The organism is Vibrio fortis (genome assembly GCF_000695685.1).
Taxonomy (GTDB): domain Bacteria; phylum Pseudomonadota; class Gammaproteobacteria; order Enterobacterales; family Vibrionaceae; genus Vibrio; species Vibrio fortis_A.
The window spans coordinates 1-21,234 of record NZ_JFFR01000020.1; the positions used below are offsets into that span (position 1 = coordinate 1).

At 44.8% G+C, this 21,234-nt stretch carries 18 protein-coding genes and 2 tRNA genes; 11 read left to right on the forward strand and 9 right to left on the reverse strand.

The annotated features are described in order from the left end of the window. Positions 1-121: 121 nt before the first annotated feature. From VFDL14_RS11590 to VFDL14_RS11575, 4 genes are all read left to right on the forward strand, one after another. Positions 122-198 (forward strand) — tRNA-Asp (locus VFDL14_RS11590). 36 nt (positions 199-234) lie between these two features. Next, positions 235-311: transfer RNA gene (locus tag VFDL14_RS11585), tRNA-Trp, on the forward strand. A gap of 457 nt (positions 312-768) precedes the next feature. Continuing rightward, entirely contained in the window at positions 769-1,608 is an 840-nt protein-coding gene (gene mepA, locus VFDL14_RS11580; protein ID WP_084181861.1) for a penicillin-insensitive murein endopeptidase, read from the forward strand. A 260-nt stretch (positions 1,609-1,868) separates the two neighbouring features. After that, positions 1,869-2,177 (forward strand): hypothetical protein, encoded by a 309-nt coding sequence (locus tag VFDL14_RS11575; protein ID WP_032551264.1) that lies wholly within the window; start codon positions 1,869-1,871, stop codon positions 2,175-2,177. A 40-nt stretch (positions 2,178-2,217) separates the two neighbouring features. Here the strand turns inward: VFDL14_RS11575 and VFDL14_RS11570 are convergent, their stop codons facing one another. From VFDL14_RS11570 to rdgC, 3 genes are all read right to left on the reverse strand, one after another. Continuing rightward, a complete protein-coding gene (locus VFDL14_RS11570; protein WP_032551266.1) occupies positions 2,218-2,472 on the reverse strand; it encodes a YfhL family 4Fe-4S dicluster ferredoxin in 255 nt (84 codons plus the stop codon). A 28-nt stretch (positions 2,473-2,500) separates the two neighbouring features. Then, on the reverse strand, positions 2,501-3,904 hold the full coding sequence (gene yegQ, locus VFDL14_RS11565) for a tRNA 5-hydroxyuridine modification protein YegQ (RefSeq protein ID WP_032551267.1): 1,404 nt from the start codon (positions 3,902-3,904) through the stop codon (positions 2,501-2,503). A gap of 175 nt (positions 3,905-4,079) precedes the next feature. Next, positions 4,080-4,994 (reverse strand): recombination-associated protein RdgC, encoded by a 915-nt coding sequence (rdgC, locus tag VFDL14_RS11560; protein WP_032551269.1) that lies wholly within the window; start codon positions 4,992-4,994, stop codon positions 4,080-4,082. A 195-nt stretch (positions 4,995-5,189) separates the two neighbouring features. On the opposite strand from rdgC, the gene phoB reads away from it, so the two are divergent. From phoB to VFDL14_RS11545, 3 genes are read left to right on the forward strand one after another with little or no spacing between them, the layout of a single operon-like run. Continuing rightward, on the forward strand, positions 5,190-5,879 hold the full coding sequence (gene phoB / locus VFDL14_RS11555) for a phosphate regulon transcriptional regulator PhoB (RefSeq protein ID WP_032551271.1): 690 nt from the start codon (positions 5,190-5,192) through the stop codon (positions 5,877-5,879). A gap of 35 nt (positions 5,880-5,914) precedes the next feature. Continuing rightward, positions 5,915-7,210 carry a phosphate regulon sensor histidine kinase PhoR gene (phoR, locus tag VFDL14_RS11550; protein WP_032551272.1) on the forward strand — a complete coding sequence of 432 codons (1,296 nt, stop codon included), beginning with the start codon at positions 5,915-5,917 and terminating at the stop codon, positions 7,208-7,210. A gap of 11 nt (positions 7,211-7,221) precedes the next feature. After that, positions 7,222-8,187 carry a PstS family phosphate ABC transporter substrate-binding protein gene (locus VFDL14_RS11545; protein ID WP_419177365.1) on the forward strand — a complete coding sequence of 322 codons (966 nt, stop codon included), beginning with the start codon at positions 7,222-7,224 and terminating at the stop codon, positions 8,185-8,187. A 60-nt stretch (positions 8,188-8,247) separates the two neighbouring features. Here the strand turns inward: VFDL14_RS11545 and VFDL14_RS11540 are convergent, their stop codons facing one another. Continuing rightward, on the reverse strand, positions 8,248-9,726 hold the full coding sequence (locus VFDL14_RS11540; protein ID WP_235201715.1) for an exopolyphosphatase: 1,479 nt from the start codon (positions 9,724-9,726) through the stop codon (positions 8,248-8,250). Positions 9,727-9,841: 115 nt separating this feature from the next. Further along, the gene (gene ppk1 / locus VFDL14_RS11535) at positions 9,842-11,941 is read right to left on the reverse strand and encodes a polyphosphate kinase 1 (protein WP_032551275.1); all 2,100 of its coding nucleotides are present in this window, start codon (positions 11,939-11,941) and stop codon (positions 9,842-9,844) included. 205 nt (positions 11,942-12,146) lie between these two features. Here ppk1 and VFDL14_RS11530 point away from each other — a divergent pair, with 205 nt between their 5' ends. Genes VFDL14_RS11530 through phoU form a run of 4 tightly spaced genes read left to right on the forward strand, consistent with a single transcriptional unit; the run spans position 12,147 to position 17,646 of the window. Continuing rightward, the gene (locus VFDL14_RS11530; protein ID WP_032551276.1) at positions 12,147-14,363 is read left to right on the forward strand and encodes an ABC transporter permease subunit; all 2,217 of its coding nucleotides are present in this window, start codon (positions 12,147-12,149) and stop codon (positions 14,361-14,363) included. A gap of 24 nt (positions 14,364-14,387) precedes the next feature. Continuing rightward, on the forward strand, positions 14,388-16,088 hold the full coding sequence (gene pstA / locus VFDL14_RS11525) for a phosphate ABC transporter permease PstA (protein WP_032551278.1): 1,701 nt from the start codon (positions 14,388-14,390) through the stop codon (positions 16,086-16,088). Next, positions 16,089-16,907 (forward strand): phosphate ABC transporter ATP-binding protein PstB, encoded by an 819-nt coding sequence (gene pstB, locus VFDL14_RS11520; protein ID WP_032551279.1) that lies wholly within the window; start codon positions 16,089-16,091, stop codon positions 16,905-16,907. It abuts the gene before it with no gap. Between the two features lie 40 nt (positions 16,908-16,947). After that, positions 16,948-17,646 carry a phosphate signaling complex protein PhoU gene (phoU, locus tag VFDL14_RS11515; protein ID WP_032551280.1) on the forward strand — a complete coding sequence of 233 codons (699 nt, stop codon included), beginning with the start codon at positions 16,948-16,950 and terminating at the stop codon, positions 17,644-17,646. A gap of 22 nt (positions 17,647-17,668) precedes the next feature. On the opposite strand, the gene VFDL14_RS11510 is transcribed toward phoU, so the two are convergent. The 4 genes from VFDL14_RS11510 to VFDL14_RS11495 all read right to left on the reverse strand — a co-directional run bounded on the left by VFDL14_RS11510 (position 17,669) and on the right by VFDL14_RS11495 (position 20,951). Next, positions 17,669-18,163, reverse strand: coding sequence for a hypothetical protein (locus VFDL14_RS11510; RefSeq protein ID WP_032551281.1), 495 nt, complete (start codon positions 18,161-18,163; stop codon positions 17,669-17,671). Between the two features lie 82 nt (positions 18,164-18,245). After that, entirely contained in the window at positions 18,246-19,046 is an 801-nt protein-coding gene (locus VFDL14_RS11505; protein WP_032551283.1) for a YadA C-terminal domain-containing protein, read from the reverse strand. 135 nt (positions 19,047-19,181) lie between these two features. Next, entirely contained in the window at positions 19,182-20,111 is a 930-nt protein-coding gene (locus VFDL14_RS11500) for a LysR family transcriptional regulator (RefSeq protein ID WP_032551284.1), read from the reverse strand. 90 nt (positions 20,112-20,201) lie between these two features. After that, on the reverse strand, positions 20,202-20,951 hold the full coding sequence (locus tag VFDL14_RS11495) for a copper homeostasis protein CutC (protein WP_032551285.1): 750 nt from the start codon (positions 20,949-20,951) through the stop codon (positions 20,202-20,204). Positions 20,952-21,234 lie beyond the last annotated feature (283 nt).

Consider the following 21,234-nt stretch of genomic DNA (forward strand, 5'->3'; position numbering starts at 1 on the left):
CGAACTCAGAAGTGAAACGCAATAGCGCCGATGGTAGTGTGGGGTTTCCCCATGTGAGAGTAGGACATCGCCAGGCTTTAAATTATGAACGACTTGTCAGCGACGACAAGTAGTCCACTGCGGAGTGGTAGTTCAGTTGGTTAGAATACCGGCCTGTCACGCCGGGGGTCGCGGGTTCGAGTCCCGTCCACTCCGCCACTTATTCAGACAAAGTTAAGTCTTTAAAACAACTACAGGGGTGTAGCTCCAATTGGCAGAGCAGCGGATTCCAAATCCGCGTGTTGGGAGTTCGAATCTCTCCACCCCTGCCACTTTCAAGGCTCTAGTCGAAAGACTAGAGCCTTTTTCATACTTGTATTGTTGAACCGTTGCGCGAGACTCAAAACAGCGTATTCCCGTTATACTCAAGATAGCGCGTGTTGGGAGCTGGAGTGCCAGCCCAGTCGTATCTCTCCACCCCTGCTATCTTCAAAACTCTAGCTGAATAACTAGCGCCTTTTTTGCTTTTTGGTGCTAGGGTATATCGTTACTTCCAAGTGATTTTTGCTCTAATTAAACTTTTCCCTCCCTCTATAGATTTAAATCGGCTCTTACCATTACGAGCTGAATACCTCATCTCTATTACCTTCTTATCAACTAAGAAAGATCTCAAAGCCCAATTTCACTCGTATAAGTTTGTTGTTAGATTTTGTTTTTATGATATTCAGCTATGCTCATAATCATGGGCTGACTTTATAGTAAGAGTGGTGAGAGGAGTAAGGAATGCAAATGAAATGGGGGAGTGTTTTTTTATCACTCTTAGTCTGTATGCCATTACAAGCTATCCCAACTCAATGGGAAGGTGTAGATGGCCCTACACGCAATCAAACCAGCTCAATAGGCTCTTACGCCAACGGGTGCTTGGATGGGGCACAGGCATTACCTCTAGAAGGTGTGGGTTATCAGGTTATACGTCCTCAAAGAAAGCGATACTACGGCCATACAGATGCAATTAGATTTGTAGAAGCACTTGGAAAAACCGTTAACGATAATCTTAACCAAGTACTCATGATTGGTGATATTTCACTTCCACGTGGTGGCCGCTTCTCTTCAGGACACTCAAGCCATCAAACAGGATTAGACATCGATATCTGGTTAAGACTGAATGATAAAAACCTCTCACTGAATCAACTCGCGGTACCTACACCAGTCAGTGTAGTTGACTTAACTAATTACAAGTTACGTACCTCAAACTGGCAAGACAATCACTTTGAGGTACTTAGATTTGCGGCAAAAGATCCTAATGTTGCCCGTATATTTGTTCACCCAGTGATAAAGCAAACACTGTGCGATCAAGAATCGGCGCAAGATGATGCGCGCAATTGGCTTGGAAAGATAAGGCCTTGGTGGGGCCACCATTCTCATTTTCATGTTCGTCTACATTGTCCTCAAGACGCGACTAGCTGTGTCGAGCAAAAAGCGCCACCGAAAGGCGATGGTTGTGGTTATGAGTTAGCGAGTTGGACGCCCAAACAGATACCTGTACCTCCACCGACGAAAGTTGCTAAATCAAAACCAAAGAAAAAAAAGGTGATGCCGGAATATTGTTCAACTGTGATTGCTAATTAAACATTTCAAGCTAAATTACCGGTCTCTGAACAGGTTCAGAAACTGGAGAAATGTCACACTTTTGTCTAGAGTGAGTAAAGAGTAAATAAGAATATCGTTTGATATTTAATCTTTCACAATCCGACAAAAACAAAAACAGAGTCGAAGTGGCATAGTTGGGTCATAACAAGAATGTTTTTGGGGTGACAAATAGGACTTACACGCCGTATATAAGAATTAGAGTCTTGATACCCGTCGATATGTAATTCGAGGACAAAACCATGACAATGATTTGTGCGAAGGAGTTTTCTGAGTGGTTAAGGCATAGATTTAGCAGTGAGGTTTCTGGTGTTTCTCTAACACGAGAAGATTTGAATAGCTTAACGGGGCGACAGCGCGTAGACCCTGGATTTATTAACGATGTGCATTATGAGCTGATGCAATATGGGATGGCCTTCGTAACCGACACAAGTCGAGAGAACTTTTATCTTGTACATGTTTCTCAAGCATCCAATTGGAGAGAGCGGTTGGAGTATCAATTTGAGAAGGACTTGTTCTGCAACATCTACCCGATAGAGAAATCAGGTTAAAAAAAAGGTTCAACTTAACGCTAAGTTGAACCTTTTAGTTTTAAGTGAGGCCTTGAATGATGACGAACTTCTCTAGAAGTTGATCATCGGTTTCGATGTGATTCGGGTCTGTAATGATACATTTTGTAATCGGACATACAGACTGACACGTCGGCTTTTCGTAGTGACCTTTACATTCAGTACAGAGATCAGGGTCGATCTCAAAGATCGTGTCACCCATAGTAATTGCGCCATTTGGGCACTCAGGGTCACACATATCACAGTTAATGCACTTGTCAGTTATTAGCAGAGCCATTGCTTACTTCTCAGTTTTTTAAGTACAGTTACTTACCTGATGCGTTGCGCGTGTCTTGGCCTTCGCTCAAGTTACGCATCAACAAGCCGTACTCTAAGTCTAGATCGGCAGGTACAGGAATAAATACAAAGTGACCGTTACCTTTTGCGTCTTCTACTGCTTCAGACTTACGGTTTTCCATCATCTCTAGTGTGAAAACAACGTTACCTTTCGGTGTCATCATTTCTAAGCTGTCGCCAACTAGGAATTTGTTCTTCACTTCTACTTCAGCTAGGTCGCCACGGCGTTTACCTGTGAATTCGCCAACAAATTGTTGAGTATCAGAGATAGAGTAACCGTACTCGTAGTTCTGGTAAGTATCGTGAGTGTGACGACGTAGGAAGCCTTCAGTGTAGCCACGGTGCGCTAGGCTCTCTAGTGTACCCATTAGGCTTTCATCAAATGGCTTGCCTGCTACAGCATCATCGATAGCTTTACGGTAAACTTGTGCAGTACGAGCACAGTAGTAGAAAGACTTAGTACGGCCTTCGATTTTCAGTGAATGAACACCCATCTTCGTTAGACGCTCAACGTGCTGGATTGCGCGAAGGTCTTTTGAGTTCATGATGTAAGTGCCATGCTCATCTTCAAACGCAGCCATTTTCTCTTCAGGCTTGTGTGACTCTGAAAGTAGAACCACTTCATCTGTTGGTTTACCTAGACCTAGTGTGTTGTCAGGACGTTCGTCTTGAACTTCAACATCCTGAATCTCAACACCAGTAGGGTTTGCTTCAACGATTTGACCGTTTTCGTCTTCTTTTGCCGCTTCTGTTTTGTATTCCCAACGACAAGCGTTAGTGCAAGTACCTTGGTTAGGATCGCGCTTGTTCATGTAACCAGAAAGTAGGCAGCGACCAGAGTACGCCATGCACAGTGCACCGTGAACAAAGATCTCTAGTTCTGTTTCTGGGCAGTGTTCGCGGATCTCTTCGATCTCTTCAAGTGATAGCTCACGAGATAGGATTACACGTTCCACGCCTTGTGTAGCCCAGAATTTTACCGTTGCCCAGTTAACAGCATTTGCTTGAACTGAAAGGTGAATTGGCATTTCAGGGAATGCTTCACGAACCATCATAATAAGACCAGGATCAGACATGATTAGGGCATCAGGACCCATATCTACAACTGGTTTAAGGTCGCGAATGAAAGTTTTTAGCTTAGAGTTGTGCGGCTGAATGTTACATACAACATATAACTTTTTGCCTTGAGCATGAGCTTCGTTGATACCAATTTGTAGGTTTTCGTGGTTAAACTCGTTGTTACGAACACGAAGACTGTAACGTGGCTGGCCCGCGTAAACTGCATCTGCGCCGTAGGCGAATGCGTAACGCATGTTTTTAAGGCTTCCTGCCGGTGATAATAGTTCAGGTACAAATGGTTTTTGTGTCGTCATTGCTTCTTTCTCTAATCTGATCTCAAGTCAGGTTGACATCACCAAGTGATATCAAAGGGGCGCAAATTTTACGCTAAAATGAGATCCAACACTAGTTATTTAGGGTAGAAGACAATAATAAAAGCAGGGATATTAGTAGGCTCTCAAGAGGTGATAGCTTGAGAGCCCAGTTTGATTACGCTTCAGGGTGAGGTAGACCACCTAAAGAATCAAATAGATTTGGTAGGAAAGCGCTGAACTCACCACACAGCAGAGAGAAGTCTGCATCGAATCGTGCAGCTTGATCTTCACGTGGAATGTCGTCGTTTTCGTCTTTAAGATCATCGCTGAATTTCAGGCGTTTAATGCTGCCATCTTCGCCAAGAATGAACTCAATGCGATCTTGCCAGTTTACTGCAAGTTTAGTGACAACTTTATTGGCTTCGATGTGGTTCTTGATCTCATCAGCTTCTAGTTCCTGTTTCTTCACACGAACGATGCCGCCATCTTCTTGGATTGATTTAAGCTCCGCTTCATCTAGCATGTTGATGCCTTGTGGAGTGTCACCTGTTTTAACCCATTCTGTTAGAGTTTCATCAATTGCGCGCTCTGGAATCGCAGGCACAACAGGTAAGCTACCCATTGTTTTACGTAGCAGTGCTAATACGTCTTCGGCTTTCTTGTAGCTGCTTGCATCAACAACAATGAAGCCCTCTTTTGGCATGATCAAAGCGTAAGTGAAGTTGCTGCGGCTGAAAGCGCGCGGAAGAAGATCGATGATGATGTCTTCTTTGATGCTGTCTTTCTCTTTTTTCTTCACTGGTTGGCCTGATTCTACTTCAAGCGCTTCTACTTTAGCGTTCAGTGTCTCCTTGATCACTGAAGCGGGTAGCATTTTTTCTTCTTTCTTTGCACAAATCAGAATGCGGTTTTCAGAAACATGCGTCATCATGTCACCGTGCTTACCCATAGCGTAAACCCAACCAAACTTTTGTTTGTCTTGGCTGCCGCAAGGTGTGAAGCGAAATTCTTCTAGCTGCTTCTCTAGCTTGTCTGCATTGAACTCAATATCACGATTGAAGCGATACACTAGGCAATTTTTAAACCACATATACTTTTTCTCATACCTTTTTAGAAGTGCTCCATCATAGGGGATTTGATCGAATTTGTCGTTAATTCGGTATCAAAACTTCTAAAGTGAAACGATTGAGACAGTTATATTAAAATTTGTTTTCAAAGGTCACAAAAGTGTCATAATTAACTCTGATAATGCAATGCGTTGATTAAATACAAAGGCTATTCAATTATGTCGAGAAGGATTCTGGTCGTTGAGGATGAAGCACCAATTCGTGAGATGTTGTGTTTTGTGCTTGAACAAAAAGGCTACCAAGCAGTAGAAGCTGAAGATTACGATACAGCGGTGAACAAGCTATGTGAACCTTTCCCAGATCTAGTATTACTAGATTGGATGCTACCGGGTGGTAGCGGTATTAATTTCATCAAGCATATGAAGCGTGAAGAGCTAACACGCAATATCCCTGTGGTAATGCTGACAGCGCGTGGTGAAGAAGAAGATAAGGTTCGTGGTTTAGAAGTGGGCGCTGATGATTACATCACCAAGCCATTCTCTCCAAAAGAACTGGTCGCTCGTCTGAAAGCAGTGATTCGTCGTGTGACACCAACAGCCCTAGAAGATGTGATTGACGTACAAGGTCTAAAACTTGACCCTGTATCTCACCGTGTTACCGCGAGTGATGGCCCTGTTGATATGGGACCTACTGAGTTTAAGATGCTGCACTTCTTTATGACGCATCAAGAGCGTGTATACAGCCGTGAGCAGCTACTGAATAACGTTTGGGGTACCAACGTTTACGTAGAAGACCGTACTGTGGATGTACATATTCGTCGCCTTCGCAAAGCACTTGAAGCAGCAGGTCACGATAAACTGATTCAAACAGTTCGCGGTGCTGGCTATCGCTTCTCTACAAAAGCTTAATATATGGCTTCGATGCCCGATTTACGGAGTCCTGAATGGTTGAAAAGTTAACCTGGAAGAAGCTAGCTTGGGAGCTGGCTTTTTTTTACGCACCTTGGTTTATAGTTGGCTGGATATTTGGCTACCTGCCTTGGTTATTGTTGGCTGCTACAGTCCTGCAGCTGGCATGGCATCTTCATAACCAAATGCGTCTTTCGGCGTGGTTGTGGGATGAAAAGCGATTAACACCACCTTCAGGCTCTGGAAATTGGGAATCTCTGTTTAACGGTATCTACCGTATGCAGCAGAGACAGCGTCGCAAGCGCAAAGAGTTAACTAATCTGATTCGCCGTTTCCGAAATGGTGCGGAATCTCTACCTGATGCTGTTGTGGTATTTCGTAGTGAAGGTAACATCGTCTGGTGCAACAAGCTTGCCCAATACTTACTCGGCTTTCGTTGGCCAGATGACTCTGGTCAGCCGATCTCGAACCTGATTCGTACTCCTGATTTCATTAAGTACCTCAATAAACAAGATTTCTCTGAACCGTTGGAGATGCCGTCGCCATTGAATGTGGAGCGTATGCTGGAATTGCGTATCGTGCCATACACTGAAGGTGAGCATCTAATGGTAGTACGTGATGTTACTCAGCTTAAACAGCTTGAGGGCATGCGTCGTAACTTCTTTGCTAATGTTTCTCATGAGCTGCGCACGCCAATGACAGTACTTCAAGGCTACCTTGAGATGACTGAAGACCCAGATATGGTTGTCGGCCCAATGTGGAGCAAAGCACATGGCGTGATGACAGAACAGTTGAATCGCATGAATAGCCTGGTTAATCAATTGCTTACGTTATCTAAGATTGAAGCTGCACCAATGCATGAGTTGGATGAGGTGGTGAATGTCCCTGCAATGCTGGAGGTGCTTGAAAAAGAGGCCACCAGCTTGAGTGGTGATAAAGAGCATAAGCTTGAGTTTGATATCGATAAGAGCTTGCGCGTTCTCGCCGATGAAGATCAGCTGCGTAGTGCTATCTCTAATCTTGTTTATAACGCAGTGAAATACACTCCTGCTGGTGCCACGGTGAAGGTGCGTTGGTATCAAACCAGTCAAGGTGCCTGCTTGGATGTCTCTGATACGGGTGATGGTATTGAACCTCAACACCTGCACAGATTGACTGAGCGCTTCTATCGCGTTGATAAGGCTCGCTCTAGGGATACCGGAGGTAGTGGTCTTGGACTCGCTATTGTGAAACACGCACTCAGTCATCACGACTCACATCTCGAAATACAGAGTGAAGTTGGCGTTGGTAGTCGTTTCTCCTTTACGCTGCCAAGTCGTCTAACTGTTTAATGAGTCAATCGATGAGAAAATTGTCTGTCTCTAGCCTTTTAATTGCCACCCTAACCATGAGTGGCATTGTTCGTTCAGAGCAAACCACGGAATCATTGCCTGACTATGAGAAAGTACATGGCATTTCGGGAAGTTTGTTATCTGTGGGCTCTGACACCTTAGCCGGGATGACGACGCTCTGGATGGAAGAGTTTAAGAGTTACTACCCAAACGTTAATGCACAGGTGCAAGCGTCTGGTTCATCGACTGCTCCGCCAGCTTTAACTGAAGGCACTGCACACTTAGGCCCAATGAGCCGACCAATGCGCCTGCGCGAGATTGAAGCCTTCGAGCGAGAGCATGGCTATAAGCCGACCGCACTTAAAGTGGCTATTGATGCGATTGGTATCTTTGTTCATAGAGATAATCCTATTGAAGGGCTGAACTTTCGCCAGATTGACGGGATCTTTTCTCAAACGCTACGCTGTGGCGCCAATCAATCCTACGAAACCTGGAACGACCTAGGTATTACCCAAGCTTGGGCCAAGCACCCATTCCAGTTGTTTGGACGAAACTCGGTCTCAGGTACTTATGGTTACTTTAAGATGAATGCGCTATGTGGCGGTGATTTTAAAAACCGTGTCAATGAGCAGCCTGGTTCTGCATCTGTGGTGCAGTCGGTCTCATCATCAATCAGTGGAATCGGCTACTCAGGCATTGGCTATCGAGTTGCAGGGGTTAAATTGATCCCCGTGGCAACGCAAGGTGATGATTATGTTGATGCTACGCGTGAAAACATCATCAATGGCGATTACCCATTATCACGATTCCTCTACGTATATGTGAACAAGCACCCAGAGAAGCCTCTGTCTCCGGTAGAACAGGAGTTTTTAACGTTTGTGTTCTCAAAGCAGGGACAGGAGCTGGTTGAAAAGGACGGCTACGTAGCGATTCCAAGAGAATTTGCCCAACAAGAGCTTGCTAAAGTTGGGCTGTAATCGCGCTATTTTATGAAGGCTTGGCTTCGGTATTATCATCGACACTATTTATCATCGAAACTATTTATTATCGAAACTATTGTTGTCGAAGCCATTGTTATTGAAGTCTAGCTGCCAATCGGCTTGCTCCCATAGCTCTTGCTCTTGCGCTAAATCCGCCGCGAGGAGCTTGTTTTCAGTTAGCCATTCAGGGTTGTCACAGCTAAGTTTCCAGTGATCTTTATCTACAAGATCAATCTTTATATCTAACAGCGGTGCATCATTACGCTGCCCATTCAATAAGATAGCTAGCCTCAAAATTCGTACCAAACCTATGATTTGTTTCTTTTTGAATAGGTTGAACTCGGGCATCTCTTGAAGTTTTAAAGACTTACGTTGGAAGCGCGCCAAAGTAGCCATTACGGACTGCTGCTCGCTGTTGAAGCCCGGCATATTGGTATGCTTTAAGATGTAGGCTGAATGGCGATGAAACCCTTGAAAGCTGATGCTCAGGCCAACTTCATGGAGTAGGGCACTCCAGCTTAACAGATCAAACAGCTGACTTTTTTTCTTGATGCCGAGTGAGTCTTGCAGTTGATGGATGAACTCTAACGCCTGTCCCTTAACCCGTGCTGCATGTTCTAAGTCAACCTGATGCTTGAGCGCTAAGTTTTCAGTGGTACGCATCCGAATATCAGAGCGTTGAAAGCGCTCTTCCATTTCATACAGCAGGCCCTCTCGGAGGGCACCGTCTGAAAAGTGCATTTCCTTGATCGATAGAGCTTTGAAGATCCCTGTTAGAATTGCGACGCCCGCTGCGAATACAGGTTGTCGTTCAACGGTTAAACCTTTGATGTCGATATCTTCAATCGCTTTATGCTCGCACAGGGTATCGATGAGGTGCTCTAATCTTTTCTCGGTGATGATTGCATCTTCATAGCCTAGACCGATTAAGACTTCTTTGATGGCTTTGATCGTGCCAGAAGAGCCCAGAGCGGCTTCCCAACCTTGCTTTTTGTATTGTCCCGCCAGCGATTCGAGACGCTGTTGCGCAGCAATGATGGCTTTAGCAAAGTTTTTTGAGGAGAGTTTGTTGTTGGCGAAATAGCGATGAGTAAAGCTCACACAGCCCATTTGCTTACTGTTGACGAGCTTGGCTTCAAAGCCTTCACCAATGATCAGTTCGGTACTGCCACCGCCAATATCAACTACCAGTTTAGAGTCTGACTCAGGTTGGGTGTGCGCGACGCCAAGATAAATGAGACGAGCTTCTTCTTGGCCAGGGATCACTTCGATCGGAAAGGGAAGGATCTCTCTCGCTCTCTGAATAAAGATATGAGCATTGTTTGCTTGTCGAAGGGTGTGAGTCGCGGCTATACGAACATTATCTAACTCAAAGCCTTGTAAGCGCTCCGCAAACATCGCTAAGCACTCAAGACCTCGCTCCATAGCACTGTTGCTAAGGTTGGACTGGCTGTCTAGGCCAGAACCTAAGCGCACGCGCTGTTTATGGCGGCTAACAAGTTGCAGCTCTTGGCCAATAACCTTAGCAACCACCATGTGGAAACTGTTGGAACCCAAATCTATGGCGGCGACATTTCGGATTGGCACAGATGCTGCCTCTAGTGAGACGGCATCTAGGGAAGTGTTTGGTTCTTGTTTTGAGGAAGCATCGTTAGTTTTGCTCATCGTCTGGCTTTGTTTCCCTGGCTTTTCTGGTGTGCTTTTCGACCTGCTTTAGGTAATCGTAGATGGCGACTTGTGAGCGAACTTTTTTACGATTACCGCGTGGAACGTAGCTGTTGCTCATTTCTTTATCAATCCACCTTGCTTTAACTGTATCGGTAAAATGGATATTTACAATATCAATAATACGCTGTTTCAAACGTTCATCACGGATTGGCGCAGCGACTTCGATACGATGATCGATATTTCGAGTCATCCAGTCGGCAGAAGAGATATAAACCAGAGGATCGCCATCATTGTGAGTGATAATGACGCGAGGGTGCTCAAGGAATCGATCAATAATACTAATGATTTCAATATTCTCACTGATGCCTTCGACCCCAGGTACTAAAGAGCACATACCGCGAATAATCATGCGGATTTTCACCCCAGCACTGCTTGCACCATAGAGTTTATTGATCAGCCCTTTGTCTACTAGGTTGTTCACTTTGAGGGTGATCTGCGCTTTCTTGCCTTCTTTGGCATTCGCAATCTCACCATCGATCAATCGGTAGAGCTTCTTGCGAGAATTTCGTGGTGAAACAATTAAGTGGTCGAAGCGTACAGGTCTGTATGGGTTTTCGATGTAACCAAAAACGTTTCGCACCTCGTTGGCCAAGTCTTGGTCGGCTGTGAGTAATGAGAAGTCTGTATAGATGCGCGCATTTTTTTCATGGAAGTTACCCGTGCCGATATGTGCGTAGCGAGTGATTTCTTCCCCCTCGCGACGGCTAATCAATATTAGCTTTGAGTGTATCTTCAAACCGGGAGCGCCAAAGATAACGTGCACGCCTGCTTCTGTGAGTACTTTCGCCCACTCAATGTTGGCTTCTTCATCGAATCGAGCTTGCAACTCAACCACTACCGTAACGCTTTTCCCATTGTGTACCGCATCAATGATCGAGTTTAATAACTTCGAATTCTTGGCTACTCGATAGACGTTTATCTTAATGCTGATCACTTTAGGATCGAACGACGCTTGGCGAACCAACTCAGTGATATGATCAAAGGTGTGATAAGGGTAATAGAGCAGGATATCTTTCTCTTTGATCGCATTAAAGGTGTTGTGGTGGTGATCGAAGTCGGCGCACTTCATTGGCGGCAGAGGCTTATTCTCTAAATACTCTCGCCCCATATTTGGAAAGGCAATAAAGTCCTTAAAGTTATGATAGCGCCCACCCGGAATTAAGCTGTCATAGTTGGACATCCCAAGCTTTTCACACAAGAAGCTGAGCATGTTCTCTGGCATGGTGTGTTCGTAAACGAATCGTACAGGCATTGCACTCAATCTTTGCGCAACCCCTTCAGACATCTGCTCTAGCAAGCTATGTTCAACCTCAAAACTTAGGTCATACTCAGCGTCACGGGTCATTTTCATGGCGTAACAATTAAGGCTATCGTATTCAAAGAATCCTTTGAAAAGGTCGTCAATACAGTAGCGAATGATATTGTCGAGCAGAATGATGGTTTTACGGCGCTTGCCTTTTGGCTCTGGCACTTTGACGAAGCGTGGAAGGTGATCGGTAGGTATTTCGATCAGGGCATAACTCGATTGCTGATCTTTCTCTAACTCAACGGTGAGATACGCATATTCATCTTTCAGAAACTGTAAGACGTCGATCTCATCAGTCATCAGTAGCGGAGTAATGTGAGGGAGTATCTCTTTACGAAAGTACTTTCGGATCCACTTTATCTGAGACTCATTGAGTTGTGTTTCGTTGACGAGAAAGATGCGTCGTCTTGCCATCTCTAGAATCAATTCATTGTAGAGTTCATCAAACCTTTGATTGAGTTTTAGTGCTTTGGTTTGCATTTTAGCCAAGAGGTGCTTTGAATTATCATTAATACCACGTTCTTGGTTAATTAAGATTCGACGTTTGACATCAGCGAAGCGAACTTTGTAAAACTCATCTAAATTGTTGGAAAAAATACCCAAAAATCGGACGCGTTCTATCAAAGGAACATGTTTGTCTGCGGACTCTTGCAATACCCTCTCATTAAAAGAGAGCCAGCTAAGTTCTTTTTCTATATAGAGTTTTTCCGCATTCATTAAGACTCTCCTCGATTGACTGACGTGTTTTTTGGGGCTTAAATTATAAAAAATAAGCAGCGTATGCTCATTTTGTTACGGTATTATTGCAATTGAAAGTTTATGCAAAAGTTGCTACTAGTTTCAGTTATTTAATGTGAGCTGTAATATAATTGTCATCTAATCGAAATATTATGATATTAGCTCAAAAAAGGTAGACAGAAAGATGACCCCTAGCCAATTTTCACTGAAAGAGAAAGACAAGAAACGATGGTTGAAAGACCGTCTTGTCCGCTTTTCTGTGACGTGCGGCGGGGTAAGTGTTCTGGCAGCTTTAGTCCTTATCTTTATCTACCTTGCTATGGTTATTCTACCGGTATTTTCTGATGCTGATATTCAGGTGAGTGACACTCGTAAGTCTCTCTCTGTGAATAATGCTGTTGCGCTCTCGGTTGATGAATACGGGCAGCATGCTTTTACTATTGAAAACTCAGGTAAAGTTCAGTTTTGGGACTTAGATACACAAAACTCAGACTCTTATTTTTCTGAGCAGGTCATCGATGCCCCTATTGCGTTCGCTCGAAACACGCCTGCTGAAAATTGGTTCGCTTTTGCTACGAAAAGTGGTGACATTACCTTTTTCTCACCTGAATTCAGTGCGCCGCTTTACAAACCAAACAGTGTTGCTGAACCTAAAGTTCAACGCCTAAAGACGATTGAACGCTTCTTACCAGCAACAGAAAGTAACGGAGCTGAGATTGAACATTTTGCTTTCTCACGTCATGGCTCACAGCTGACCATTACTGCTCAGTTGTCTGATCAGCGTCTGTTGGTGAAATGGTACCAAGCCGATCTTCAAGGCGATTATCATCTGCAAGCGAGTCAATGGCTCTCTACTAAGTTTAGTCAACAAGATCAGATCTTGATGACGCCTGATGGCAAAACGCTTTACTTAAGATCAGACTCCGAACTGGCGGTACTTACGCTCAATCAACACCATTTCTCGGTCAGGGAGCTGGTGGATTTGAGTTTGAGCGATGAAAAACACGCGGTGAAGAAGATTGATCTTCTGTCTGGTGCTTATTCTCTGCTTGTGACACATAACGATGGTCAGGTGTCACAATGGTTTGATGTGCTGAAGGATAAACAGCGTAGCCTAACTCACATTCGAGATTTTCAGTTAGCTGAAGAAGTACAATTCATTCTGCCGGACACCTATCGCAAAGGCTTTTATAGTTTTTACGAAAACGGTACATTGCAAAGCCATTACACGACCAGTGAAAAACTGTCTCTGTTTGAACGTGCCTTTGATAAGTCACCAGAGTTGGCGGCGATGTCTGCCAACGAGTTACATCTAGTAGTTTTGATAGACGACGAAATTCGTGTGGCCGCGGTCGATAATGAATATCCTCAGATTTCACTCTCATCGCTCTGGCAGAAGGTATGGTATGAAAGTTATCCTGAACCTGCTTATGTGTGGCAGTCGACATCAGCGAATGATGACTTTGAAGAGAAGTTCAGTTTAATCCCGATCACTTTCGGTACCATAAAAGCCGCGCTGTTCGCGATGCTTTTTGCGACACCGATAGCGGTTTTGGGCGCGATTTATACCGCGTATTTCATGTCTCCAAGAATGCGTCGAGTGGTGAAGCCGTCGATTGAATTAATGGAAGCTTTACCTACGGTGATTATCGGCTTTTTAGCTGGGTTATGGTTTGCGCCTATTGTCGAAACCCATCTCACCGCAGTGTTCTCGTTAATGGTGGCGCTGCCGTTAAGTGCATTGTTGGCGGGGTTGGTTTGGTACGTATTACCTAAAGGTTTTACTCGTCGATTTTCTAACGGCTGGCACGCACTGATCTTAATTCCTGTGTTAATTGTTACCATCGTTGGCGTGTTTGTATTAGGGAATCAGATTGAGGCTGTTTTGTTCGGTGGGGATATTCGTACTTTCCTTGCTGGATACGGCATTGGTTTTGACCAAAGAAACGCGTTGGTGGTTGGCTTTGCTATGGGCTTTGCTGTTATTCCTACCATCTTTACTATCGCGGAAGATGCGATCTTCTCTGTGCCTAAGCATCTCTCAGACGGTTCATTGGCCTTAGGCGCTACTGCATGGCAAACACTGATTTATGTTGTGTTGCTGACTGCGAGTCCCGGTATTTTCTCTGCGATCATGATGGGGCTAGGGCGTGCTGTTGGCGAAACCATGATTGTTCTGATGGCGACTGGCAATACGCCTATTTTGGATTGGAACATATTAGAGGGGATGAGAACTCTGTCTGCGACTATTGCGGTTGAACTGCCTGAATCTGAAGTCGGTGGTTCCCATTTCCGCCTATTGTTCTTAGCTGCGTTGCTGCTGTTTGTCTTCACCTTTGCCGTAAACTTCTTGGCGGAGTGGGTAAGACAACGACTGCGCGACAAGTATCGTGCGTTATAGTGTTAAAGGGGCAGCATAGTATTCATGGCCAATAAATTTAAATCACTATTGAACTGGGTTAAGTCAGGTTCTCCTTGGATCTGGCTGACCGGTGGTGCGGTTAGTATCAGTATGCTTTCCGTGCTTGGTTTGATGCTCCTAATTGGTTGGAAAGGGCTTACGTACTTTTGGCCAGCACCACTCTACCAATGGCAACTTGACGATTCAGCGCAGTCACAAGTCGAATTGAATGGTTCTCCGGATCGCCTTATCGGTCAACTCTATGAGAACAAATACATTCCCATCGCTCAGATTCCTCAGTCTCAAGAGCATCTATCTGAGCAGCAGCTTGCGACAGGGTTGGTGAAACGCCTAAGCATTAAAGTGGCAAATCGTGAGTTGTATCCGGCAGATTTCGTATCGATTCTAGATATCAACCTACAGCAGCCAACAGAGCCGAAAGAGTGGGCGGTGATTGAGCGTAGCCGCGGTGGTTACTTCTTTGGTAAACCGGTTCGTTTTGAGAGTGCAGCTGGCTCGAGTGTGACTGATATTGACCAGTCCTTGGAAGATGGCCTTGCGTTTGCAGATGTACTTCGTGAAGAGACGTCGCGGATTGTAAATCAAGAGATTCGTGGGATCAGTTGGCAGCTAGAGAAGCTAAGGCTTGAAAAGCGCAAACTAGAGCTGAACGAGACGGTCAATGATAGCTATTTGAAAAGTTATGAGGACACGCGACGAGCACTCAATGAACAACTTGATGATGCTGAACTGCGCTTGGAACAACTTAGAACTCAGCTCAACGTAGAAAGTCTTATTGTTGAAGATATGACTGGGCAGCAGGTCGAGATTCCGTTAAGCCATATCTTAGATTACTGGTACCCAAACCAGATGAACTATGCTGAGAAAGTAACGCACTGGTTCAAACAGATCTGGAAGTTCTTGTCGGAAAATCCAAGAGAGTCGAATTCTGAAGGGGGAGTTTTCCCAGCGATATTCGGCACAGTGCTGTTGGTTATCTTGATGTCGATCGTGGTGATGCCTCTTGGTGTTATCGCTGCGATCTACCTCCATGAGTATGCAAAGACCAATGCACTCACGCGTTTGATTCGTATCGCGGTAATCAACTTAGCCGGTGTTCCTTCGATTGTTTATGGGGTATTTGGCTTAGGTTTCTTTGTTTACACCATAGGTGGCTCGATTGATACGCTGTTTTATGCCGAGCGTTTACCGGCTCCGACCTTTGGTACCCCGGGGCTTTTATGGTCTTCATTGACCTTGGCAGTTTTAACACTGCCTGTCGTTATTGTGACGACAGAGGAAGGTTTGACGCGAATTCCTAGCGCCGTTCGTCACGGTTCGTTAGCGTTAGGGGCAACCCAGTTCGAAACCTTGTGGCGAATTGTATTGCCAATGGCAAGCCCAGCGATCATTACAGGGTTGATTCTCGCTATTGCGCGTGCTGCTGGCGAAGTTGCGCCGTTAATGCTGGTGGGTGTGGTGAAGCTGGCTTCAAGCCTTCCGGTTGATGGGCAGTTTCCATACGTTCATTTAGATCGTAAGTTCATGCACTTAGGTTTCCATATTTATGATGTTGGCTTTCAAACGTCCAACATAGAAGCGGCTAGACCTCTGGTGTACGCCACGTCGTTTCTTTTGGTTACCGTGATTGTAGGGTTAAACCTGACGGCGATTAATATTCGCAACAATTTGCGTGAGAAGTACCGAACCTTAGGACAAGATTAGATGTTTTCAATTAATGAAACCTTGGGTTATTACGCCCCACTTGATGTTCATAATCTGACGGATGAGCAGACAGCTATCTCAATTGAGGGGCTCAACCTTCATTATAAAGAGAGCCAAGCGCTCGACGACATCTCAATGAAGATCCCTAAAGGGCAGGTGACTGCGTTTATCGGGCCATCGGGTTGTGGTAAATCGACCTTGTTGCGCTGCATTAACCGAATGAATGATTTGGTGGAAGGATGCCGAGTTTCTGGCAAAGTGAAGCTTTATGGTCACAATGTTTATGACCCTCAAGTGGACGTTGCCACCTTGCGCCGACGCGTGGGTATGGTTTTTCAAAGACCGAATCCTTTCCCGAAATCGATCTATGAGAACGTGGTTTACGGCTTACGCCTGCAAGGTATGAGCAACAGCCGAGATCTTGATGATGCCGTTGAACGCTCTTTGCGTGCAGCAGCCTTGTGGGATGAGGTGAAAGATAGGTTACATGAAAACGCATTTGGTCTGTCTGGCGGTCAGCAGCAGCGTTTGGTGATTGCACGTGCAGTGGCGATTGAGCCTGAAGTACTATTATTGGATGAGCCAACGTCGGCACTGGATCCTATCTCTACTCTGACGATTGAAGAGCTGATTAACGACCTTAAAACGCAATACACGGTAGTGATTGTGACTCACAACATGCAACAAGCAGCTCGAGTCAGTGACCACACCGCGTTTATTCATATGGGTAAGTTGATCGAGTACTCAGATACCGACTCAATCTTTACTTCGCCATTGAAAAATCAAACAGAAGACTACATTACAGGAAGATACGGTTAAGTTTGCTATCTCTATAGCAAATCATCATTTAGGAGCTGATATGCATTTCGGTCGTCATATATCTGGACAATTTAACGTGGAGCTTGAGTCTATACGTACTCATGTTCTGACTATGGGCGGCCTCGTGGAGCAGCAGCTCTCTTTTGCAATGCAGGCGCTGCATAAAGACGATATAGAATTGGCTAAGAAAGTGATCCGTGATGATCACAAGGTCAATGCGATGGAAGTGTCGATCGATGAAGCCTGTACACGAATCATTGCTAAGCGACAGCCAACAGCCAAAGATCTCCGCCTAATAATGGCGATCATCAAAACCATTACCGACCTCGAGCGTATTGGTGATGTTGCCTCTAAGATTGCGCAGGGTGCGATTGATATCCCTTCAACTAAGAATCAGAAGTTTCATGTTTCCCTAGAACCACTTTGCCGCCATGCGATTGCGATGTTGCATCAGGTGCTTGATGCTTTTGCGCGTATGGATGTCGATGCGGCAGCAGAAGTGCACAAGCTTGACGATAAACTCGATGCAGAATATGAAGCGGTGATTCGCCAGTTGATGACCTACATGATGGAAGACCCGAAGAATATTCCGAATATTCTACAAGTGATGTGGTCGGCTCGCGCTATTGAGCGTGTTGGCGATCGATGCCAGAACATTTGCGAGTACATCATCTATTTTGTGAAAGGAAAAGATGTACGCCATCTAGGAAACCAAAGCCTAGATGACGCACTGAAATAGTCTGAGAATCTGAATTCTTATCCTAGAAGGTAATGATGGCACCAAGGTTTAAGTTAATCGTGGTGTCATAAGGGATATAAGTTTTGTTATGGTCGAATATATTCATATCGGCTCCCGCTCTAAGTGCCAGCACTGAAGTTGCTTGGTAAACGTAAGCCCCTCCAATACTTAAACCAGTTGCTGATTTGTTCTCAGTAACGCCCGAGCGTGTTTTATCGCCATCATAAGTGGCAAAGCCGATTTCAGCCTGAAAGCCGTGAAGACCTTTTGAGCCATAGCTCTGCTGGATACCTACTCGGTATGAGTCCACTGACTCATCGTAGTTGTCACTTTCGTACCATAGGTGAGAGTAGCTGAGGTAAACCACATCGAAGCTGGCTACATCAGTCATACCTGCCTGCATACCAAACCCATGGTAAGCGCCAATTTTAAGTTCAGGCGAAAGGTGAAGGCTGCTGGCGTGAACCATTGGTGCACTTAAAAGAGAGAGGGCGAGAACGATATTTTTGAGTTTCATAAATTACCTACTAATCAAAGCCCACCTTGGCTAGATGCTCCTTGAAGGGGTTCCCCCACCATCCTTAGTAGGGGAGAGTGTGTTACTTGAAGTTGTATTGAACACCCACACCACCAGATACATCTGATGATGAATACTTGCCTGAGGTTTCGTAGTTGAACGTACCTGATACGCTCAGTTGCTCGCTGATACCATAAGCACCACCTAGAGCGATCGCTTCTTTAGAACCAGCAAAACCTACACCAGCACCAACTGCAAACTCACCGTTAGTCACAAATGGACGTGCGTTAGTGACGGCGTGTAAGCTTGCACGGATACCATCCATCTGCTCTTGGTGCTCATTGAATTTCTGATTGTACTCTTCCGCCATTGCTTGAAAACCAAGTTCTAGGGCTGAGGTACGCTCTGATTCTGTTGGGCCTGAAATATCAGGTGTATCACCATAATCTGGAGTAGGACGCTCTGGCGAGTTATCTACTGGAGGCTGAGATGGTACACCTTCGATCGGGTTCGTTGGGCGCTCTGGTTGTGGGCGCGGCGGAGTGTTATCGATAGGTGGTTGCTCTGGAGCTGCTTCAATTGGTGGTTGAACGTGAACTGGTGGCTGAGGGCGATCAGGAATACCAGGTACGCCATTGTCGATTTCAGGAAGAACCGGCTGCTCAGGTGCTGCTTCAATTGGTGGCTGAACATGCACAGGTGGTTGTGGACGGTCTGGAATACCTGGAACACTATTGTCGATCTCAGGGAGTACTGGTTGCTCAGGTACAGCTTCGATTGGATTAGTAGGTTGATTCCAAATTGGATTTTGGATTTCCGCTTGTGCAAAAGCGTTGAAAGAAAATGCGCTAGCTAGAGATACCGCAATAATTGATTTTTTCATTGAATACACTCTCAATAAGATAAATATTGAGCATCCCTACTATGGCTTAATTGTTTGACTCCATGTCGATGGAGTGGATATTAAACAGTGTATTATTTTTAGGCTAAGTAGCACTTTCAATAAGTAAAATAAGCGTTACTTATTAAGCTGCTCCTTCAGAGCATCTTGAACAACATTATTTAACCAAGTTAGAAGTGGGTTGTTACGGTTTTTGATATGGATATGACTATAGACGCCAACCATTTTTATCTCGTCTTCGACATCCACATCAATGGCTCTGAGATTTGGATAGTTATGAATGGGGAACAGGTTTGAGTGTGGCATGTACATGTCAGAGTTGAGCAAAACATCAATGATGGCTAATAGCATCTCGGAACGGAAAGCGACACGATGAGGTACTGATTGTGCTTCTAGTATTTGGGACGCTTGGCTAAAGCTATCATTCCAGCCCGGTGTAACTAGAGAGGCTATTTCGTAGCCAGCAAGATCTTGCGGCGTTACTTTCGCTTGTTTTAATGGATGTTCCCGACGAACAAATAGTCTTCCTTCGATATCAACCAGCTTTTGAGCATAAACCTCTTTGGAAATGTACGGCACCTGATAAGCGATACCGAGCAGCACATCGCCTTTTTGAATCTCCTCTGCCGATGAAGTCGTCCAACTTGCAAGTTCTAATTTACAGTTGGGTGCTTGTTGGGTGATGTTTTTATACAGAGAGCCTGATAGGCAAGCGAGTACCACAGGCGATAGGGCAATTTTGATTGGATAATCAATCTCTTTTGGATCAAATCCATAAGAGGAGTTCACTGCGTTGCTGATCCCATCCATGTGAGGTGAAAGTTCATTCGCAAGTTGCTCACTAAAGTGAGTTGGTTGTAGACCTCCATGAACTTTCACAAACAGATCATCACCAAAATGATGTCTAAGCTTTTGCAATGCTTGGCTCACAGCGGGTTGAGTCACAAACAGTCGTTCGGCGGCCTTACGAGTATTCTTCTCTTGGTGAACAATTAAAAACGTTCTGAGCAAGTTAAGATCGAGCGTACTAAATAAATCCTTTGCCATATCTGTCCGTGAGCATCATTGACTGGTTTATACAATATACGCGACTCTAATAGATAAACCAGTCTTACTCGGTAAAGCTTTGTTAAACAATTAATTGTGATTGAGGATAACGGTTTTTACGGCCCTAATTTTTTCTGAGCTAGTGACAGGAATCAGGTAATCATCGATATCCTGATTTCCCATTTTTGCCTCTGACGTTCTATTCATTAAGCTATTACGAGTGGTTTTCCCTGATAGGTGCAGTGCATTGACCTTCGATGATTGTAAAAGAAGTGACGCATTTTCAGCATTAACACCAGCCCCGGCCATTATATCGATGCGACCTTTAGCAAGCTTAACCATATCGCCTAAAACTTCTATTCCGCTCTCGGCCGTTGGCGCGAGCCCTGAAGTCAGTACTCGTTCAAAGCCAAGTTGAATCGCTTGTTCTAGAGCAAGCTTATAGTCTGGAGAGACATCAATTGCTCGGTGGAGAGTCATGCCGAGATTCAGGCTTTTCGCTTTTTGGGTCAATTTCTCTAAAGTATTCATATCCAAAGAGCCATCGGACTTAATGACTCCCAGAACAACACCTGTTAGCCCAGCGATAGAGGCTGCTTCAATATCTTCTAGCATGCATTCAATGTCTTCTGCATCGAAGATGAAGTCGCCTTGCCTTGGTCGAATCATTGCGTAAACAGGAATTGAAGATAACTGTGCCGCTTTTTTCATAAAGCCAAAGCTTGGGGTGAGTCCGCCTAAGGCGAGAGATGAACACAGTTCTATGCGATCAGCACCACCTTCTACAGCAAGGTGAAGGGACTCAAGGTTATCGATACATGCTTCTAATTCAGGTTTCATTCTTTTATTCCAGAGATAGGATAACGGGATGATAGCAATAGCATGTAATGAAAGGGTAGAGAGAAAAGGAACGAAATAGGGGTAAATCTTATAGGTATTCGTTGCCTCAATTTAGAGGTTCGAGATAAGTGGATAAGAAGGTTTGCTACCAACATAAGAAAAGCCCGAAGCGTGAACTTCGGGCTTTTTATAAAGACTTTACTTCTTAACTGATTGGCGTTGCACTTTGTGCTATTGCTTTACGCTTCTTGTGCCTTGGGCTACTAAGAGAGCTTCCAACCAT

What these genes read in the sequence shown, in the direction of transcription:
- VFDL14_RS11500 (WP_032551284.1), bottom strand. Translation starts at nt 20,111, where the DNA reads ATGGCAAAGGATTTATTTAGTACGCTCGATCTTAACTTGCTCAGAACG.
- VFDL14_RS11570 (WP_032551266.1), bottom strand. Translation starts at nt 2,472, where the DNA reads ATGGCTCTGCTAATAACTGACAAGTGCATTAACTGTGATATGTGTGAC.
- VFDL14_RS11530 (WP_032551276.1), top strand. Translation starts at nt 12,147, where the DNA reads ATGACCCCTAGCCAATTTTCACTGAAAGAGAAAGACAAGAAACGATGG.
- VFDL14_RS11510 (WP_032551281.1), bottom strand. Translation starts at nt 18,163, where the DNA reads ATGAAACTCAAAAATATCGTTCTCGCCCTCTCTCTTTTAAGTGCACCA.
- yegQ (WP_032551267.1), bottom strand. Translation starts at nt 3,904, where the DNA reads ATGACGACACAAAAACCATTTGTACCTGAACTATTATCACCGGCAGGA.
- pstA (WP_032551278.1), top strand. Translation starts at nt 14,388, where the DNA reads ATGGCCAATAAATTTAAATCACTATTGAACTGGGTTAAGTCAGGTTCT.
- VFDL14_RS11505 (WP_032551283.1), bottom strand. Translation starts at nt 19,046, where the DNA reads ATGAAAAAATCAATTATTGCGGTATCTCTAGCTAGCGCATTTTCTTTC.
- phoR (WP_032551272.1), top strand. Translation starts at nt 5,915, where the DNA reads ATGGTTGAAAAGTTAACCTGGAAGAAGCTAGCTTGGGAGCTGGCTTTT.
- VFDL14_RS11540 (WP_235201715.1), bottom strand. Translation starts at nt 9,726, where the DNA reads ATGGTGGTTGCTAAGGTTATTGGCCAAGAGCTGCAACTTGTTAGCCGC.
- ppk1 (WP_032551275.1), bottom strand. Translation starts at nt 11,941, where the DNA reads ATGAATGCGGAAAAACTCTATATAGAAAAAGAACTTAGCTGGCTCTCT.
- pstB (WP_032551279.1), top strand. Translation starts at nt 16,089, where the DNA reads ATGTTTTCAATTAATGAAACCTTGGGTTATTACGCCCCACTTGATGTT.
- VFDL14_RS11495 (WP_032551285.1), bottom strand. Translation starts at nt 20,951, where the DNA reads ATGAAACCTGAATTAGAAGCATGTATCGATAACCTTGAGTCCCTTCAC.
- mepA (WP_084181861.1), top strand. Translation starts at nt 769, where the DNA reads ATGAAATGGGGGAGTGTTTTTTTATCACTCTTAGTCTGTATGCCATTA.
- VFDL14_RS11575 (WP_032551264.1), top strand. Translation starts at nt 1,869, where the DNA reads ATGACAATGATTTGTGCGAAGGAGTTTTCTGAGTGGTTAAGGCATAGA.
- phoU (WP_032551280.1), top strand. Translation starts at nt 16,948, where the DNA reads ATGCATTTCGGTCGTCATATATCTGGACAATTTAACGTGGAGCTTGAG.
- phoB (WP_032551271.1), top strand. Translation starts at nt 5,190, where the DNA reads ATGTCGAGAAGGATTCTGGTCGTTGAGGATGAAGCACCAATTCGTGAG.
- rdgC (WP_032551269.1), bottom strand. Translation starts at nt 4,994, where the DNA reads ATGTGGTTTAAAAATTGCCTAGTGTATCGCTTCAATCGTGATATTGAG.
- VFDL14_RS11545 (WP_419177365.1), top strand. Translation starts at nt 7,222, where the DNA reads ATGAGAAAATTGTCTGTCTCTAGCCTTTTAATTGCCACCCTAACCATG.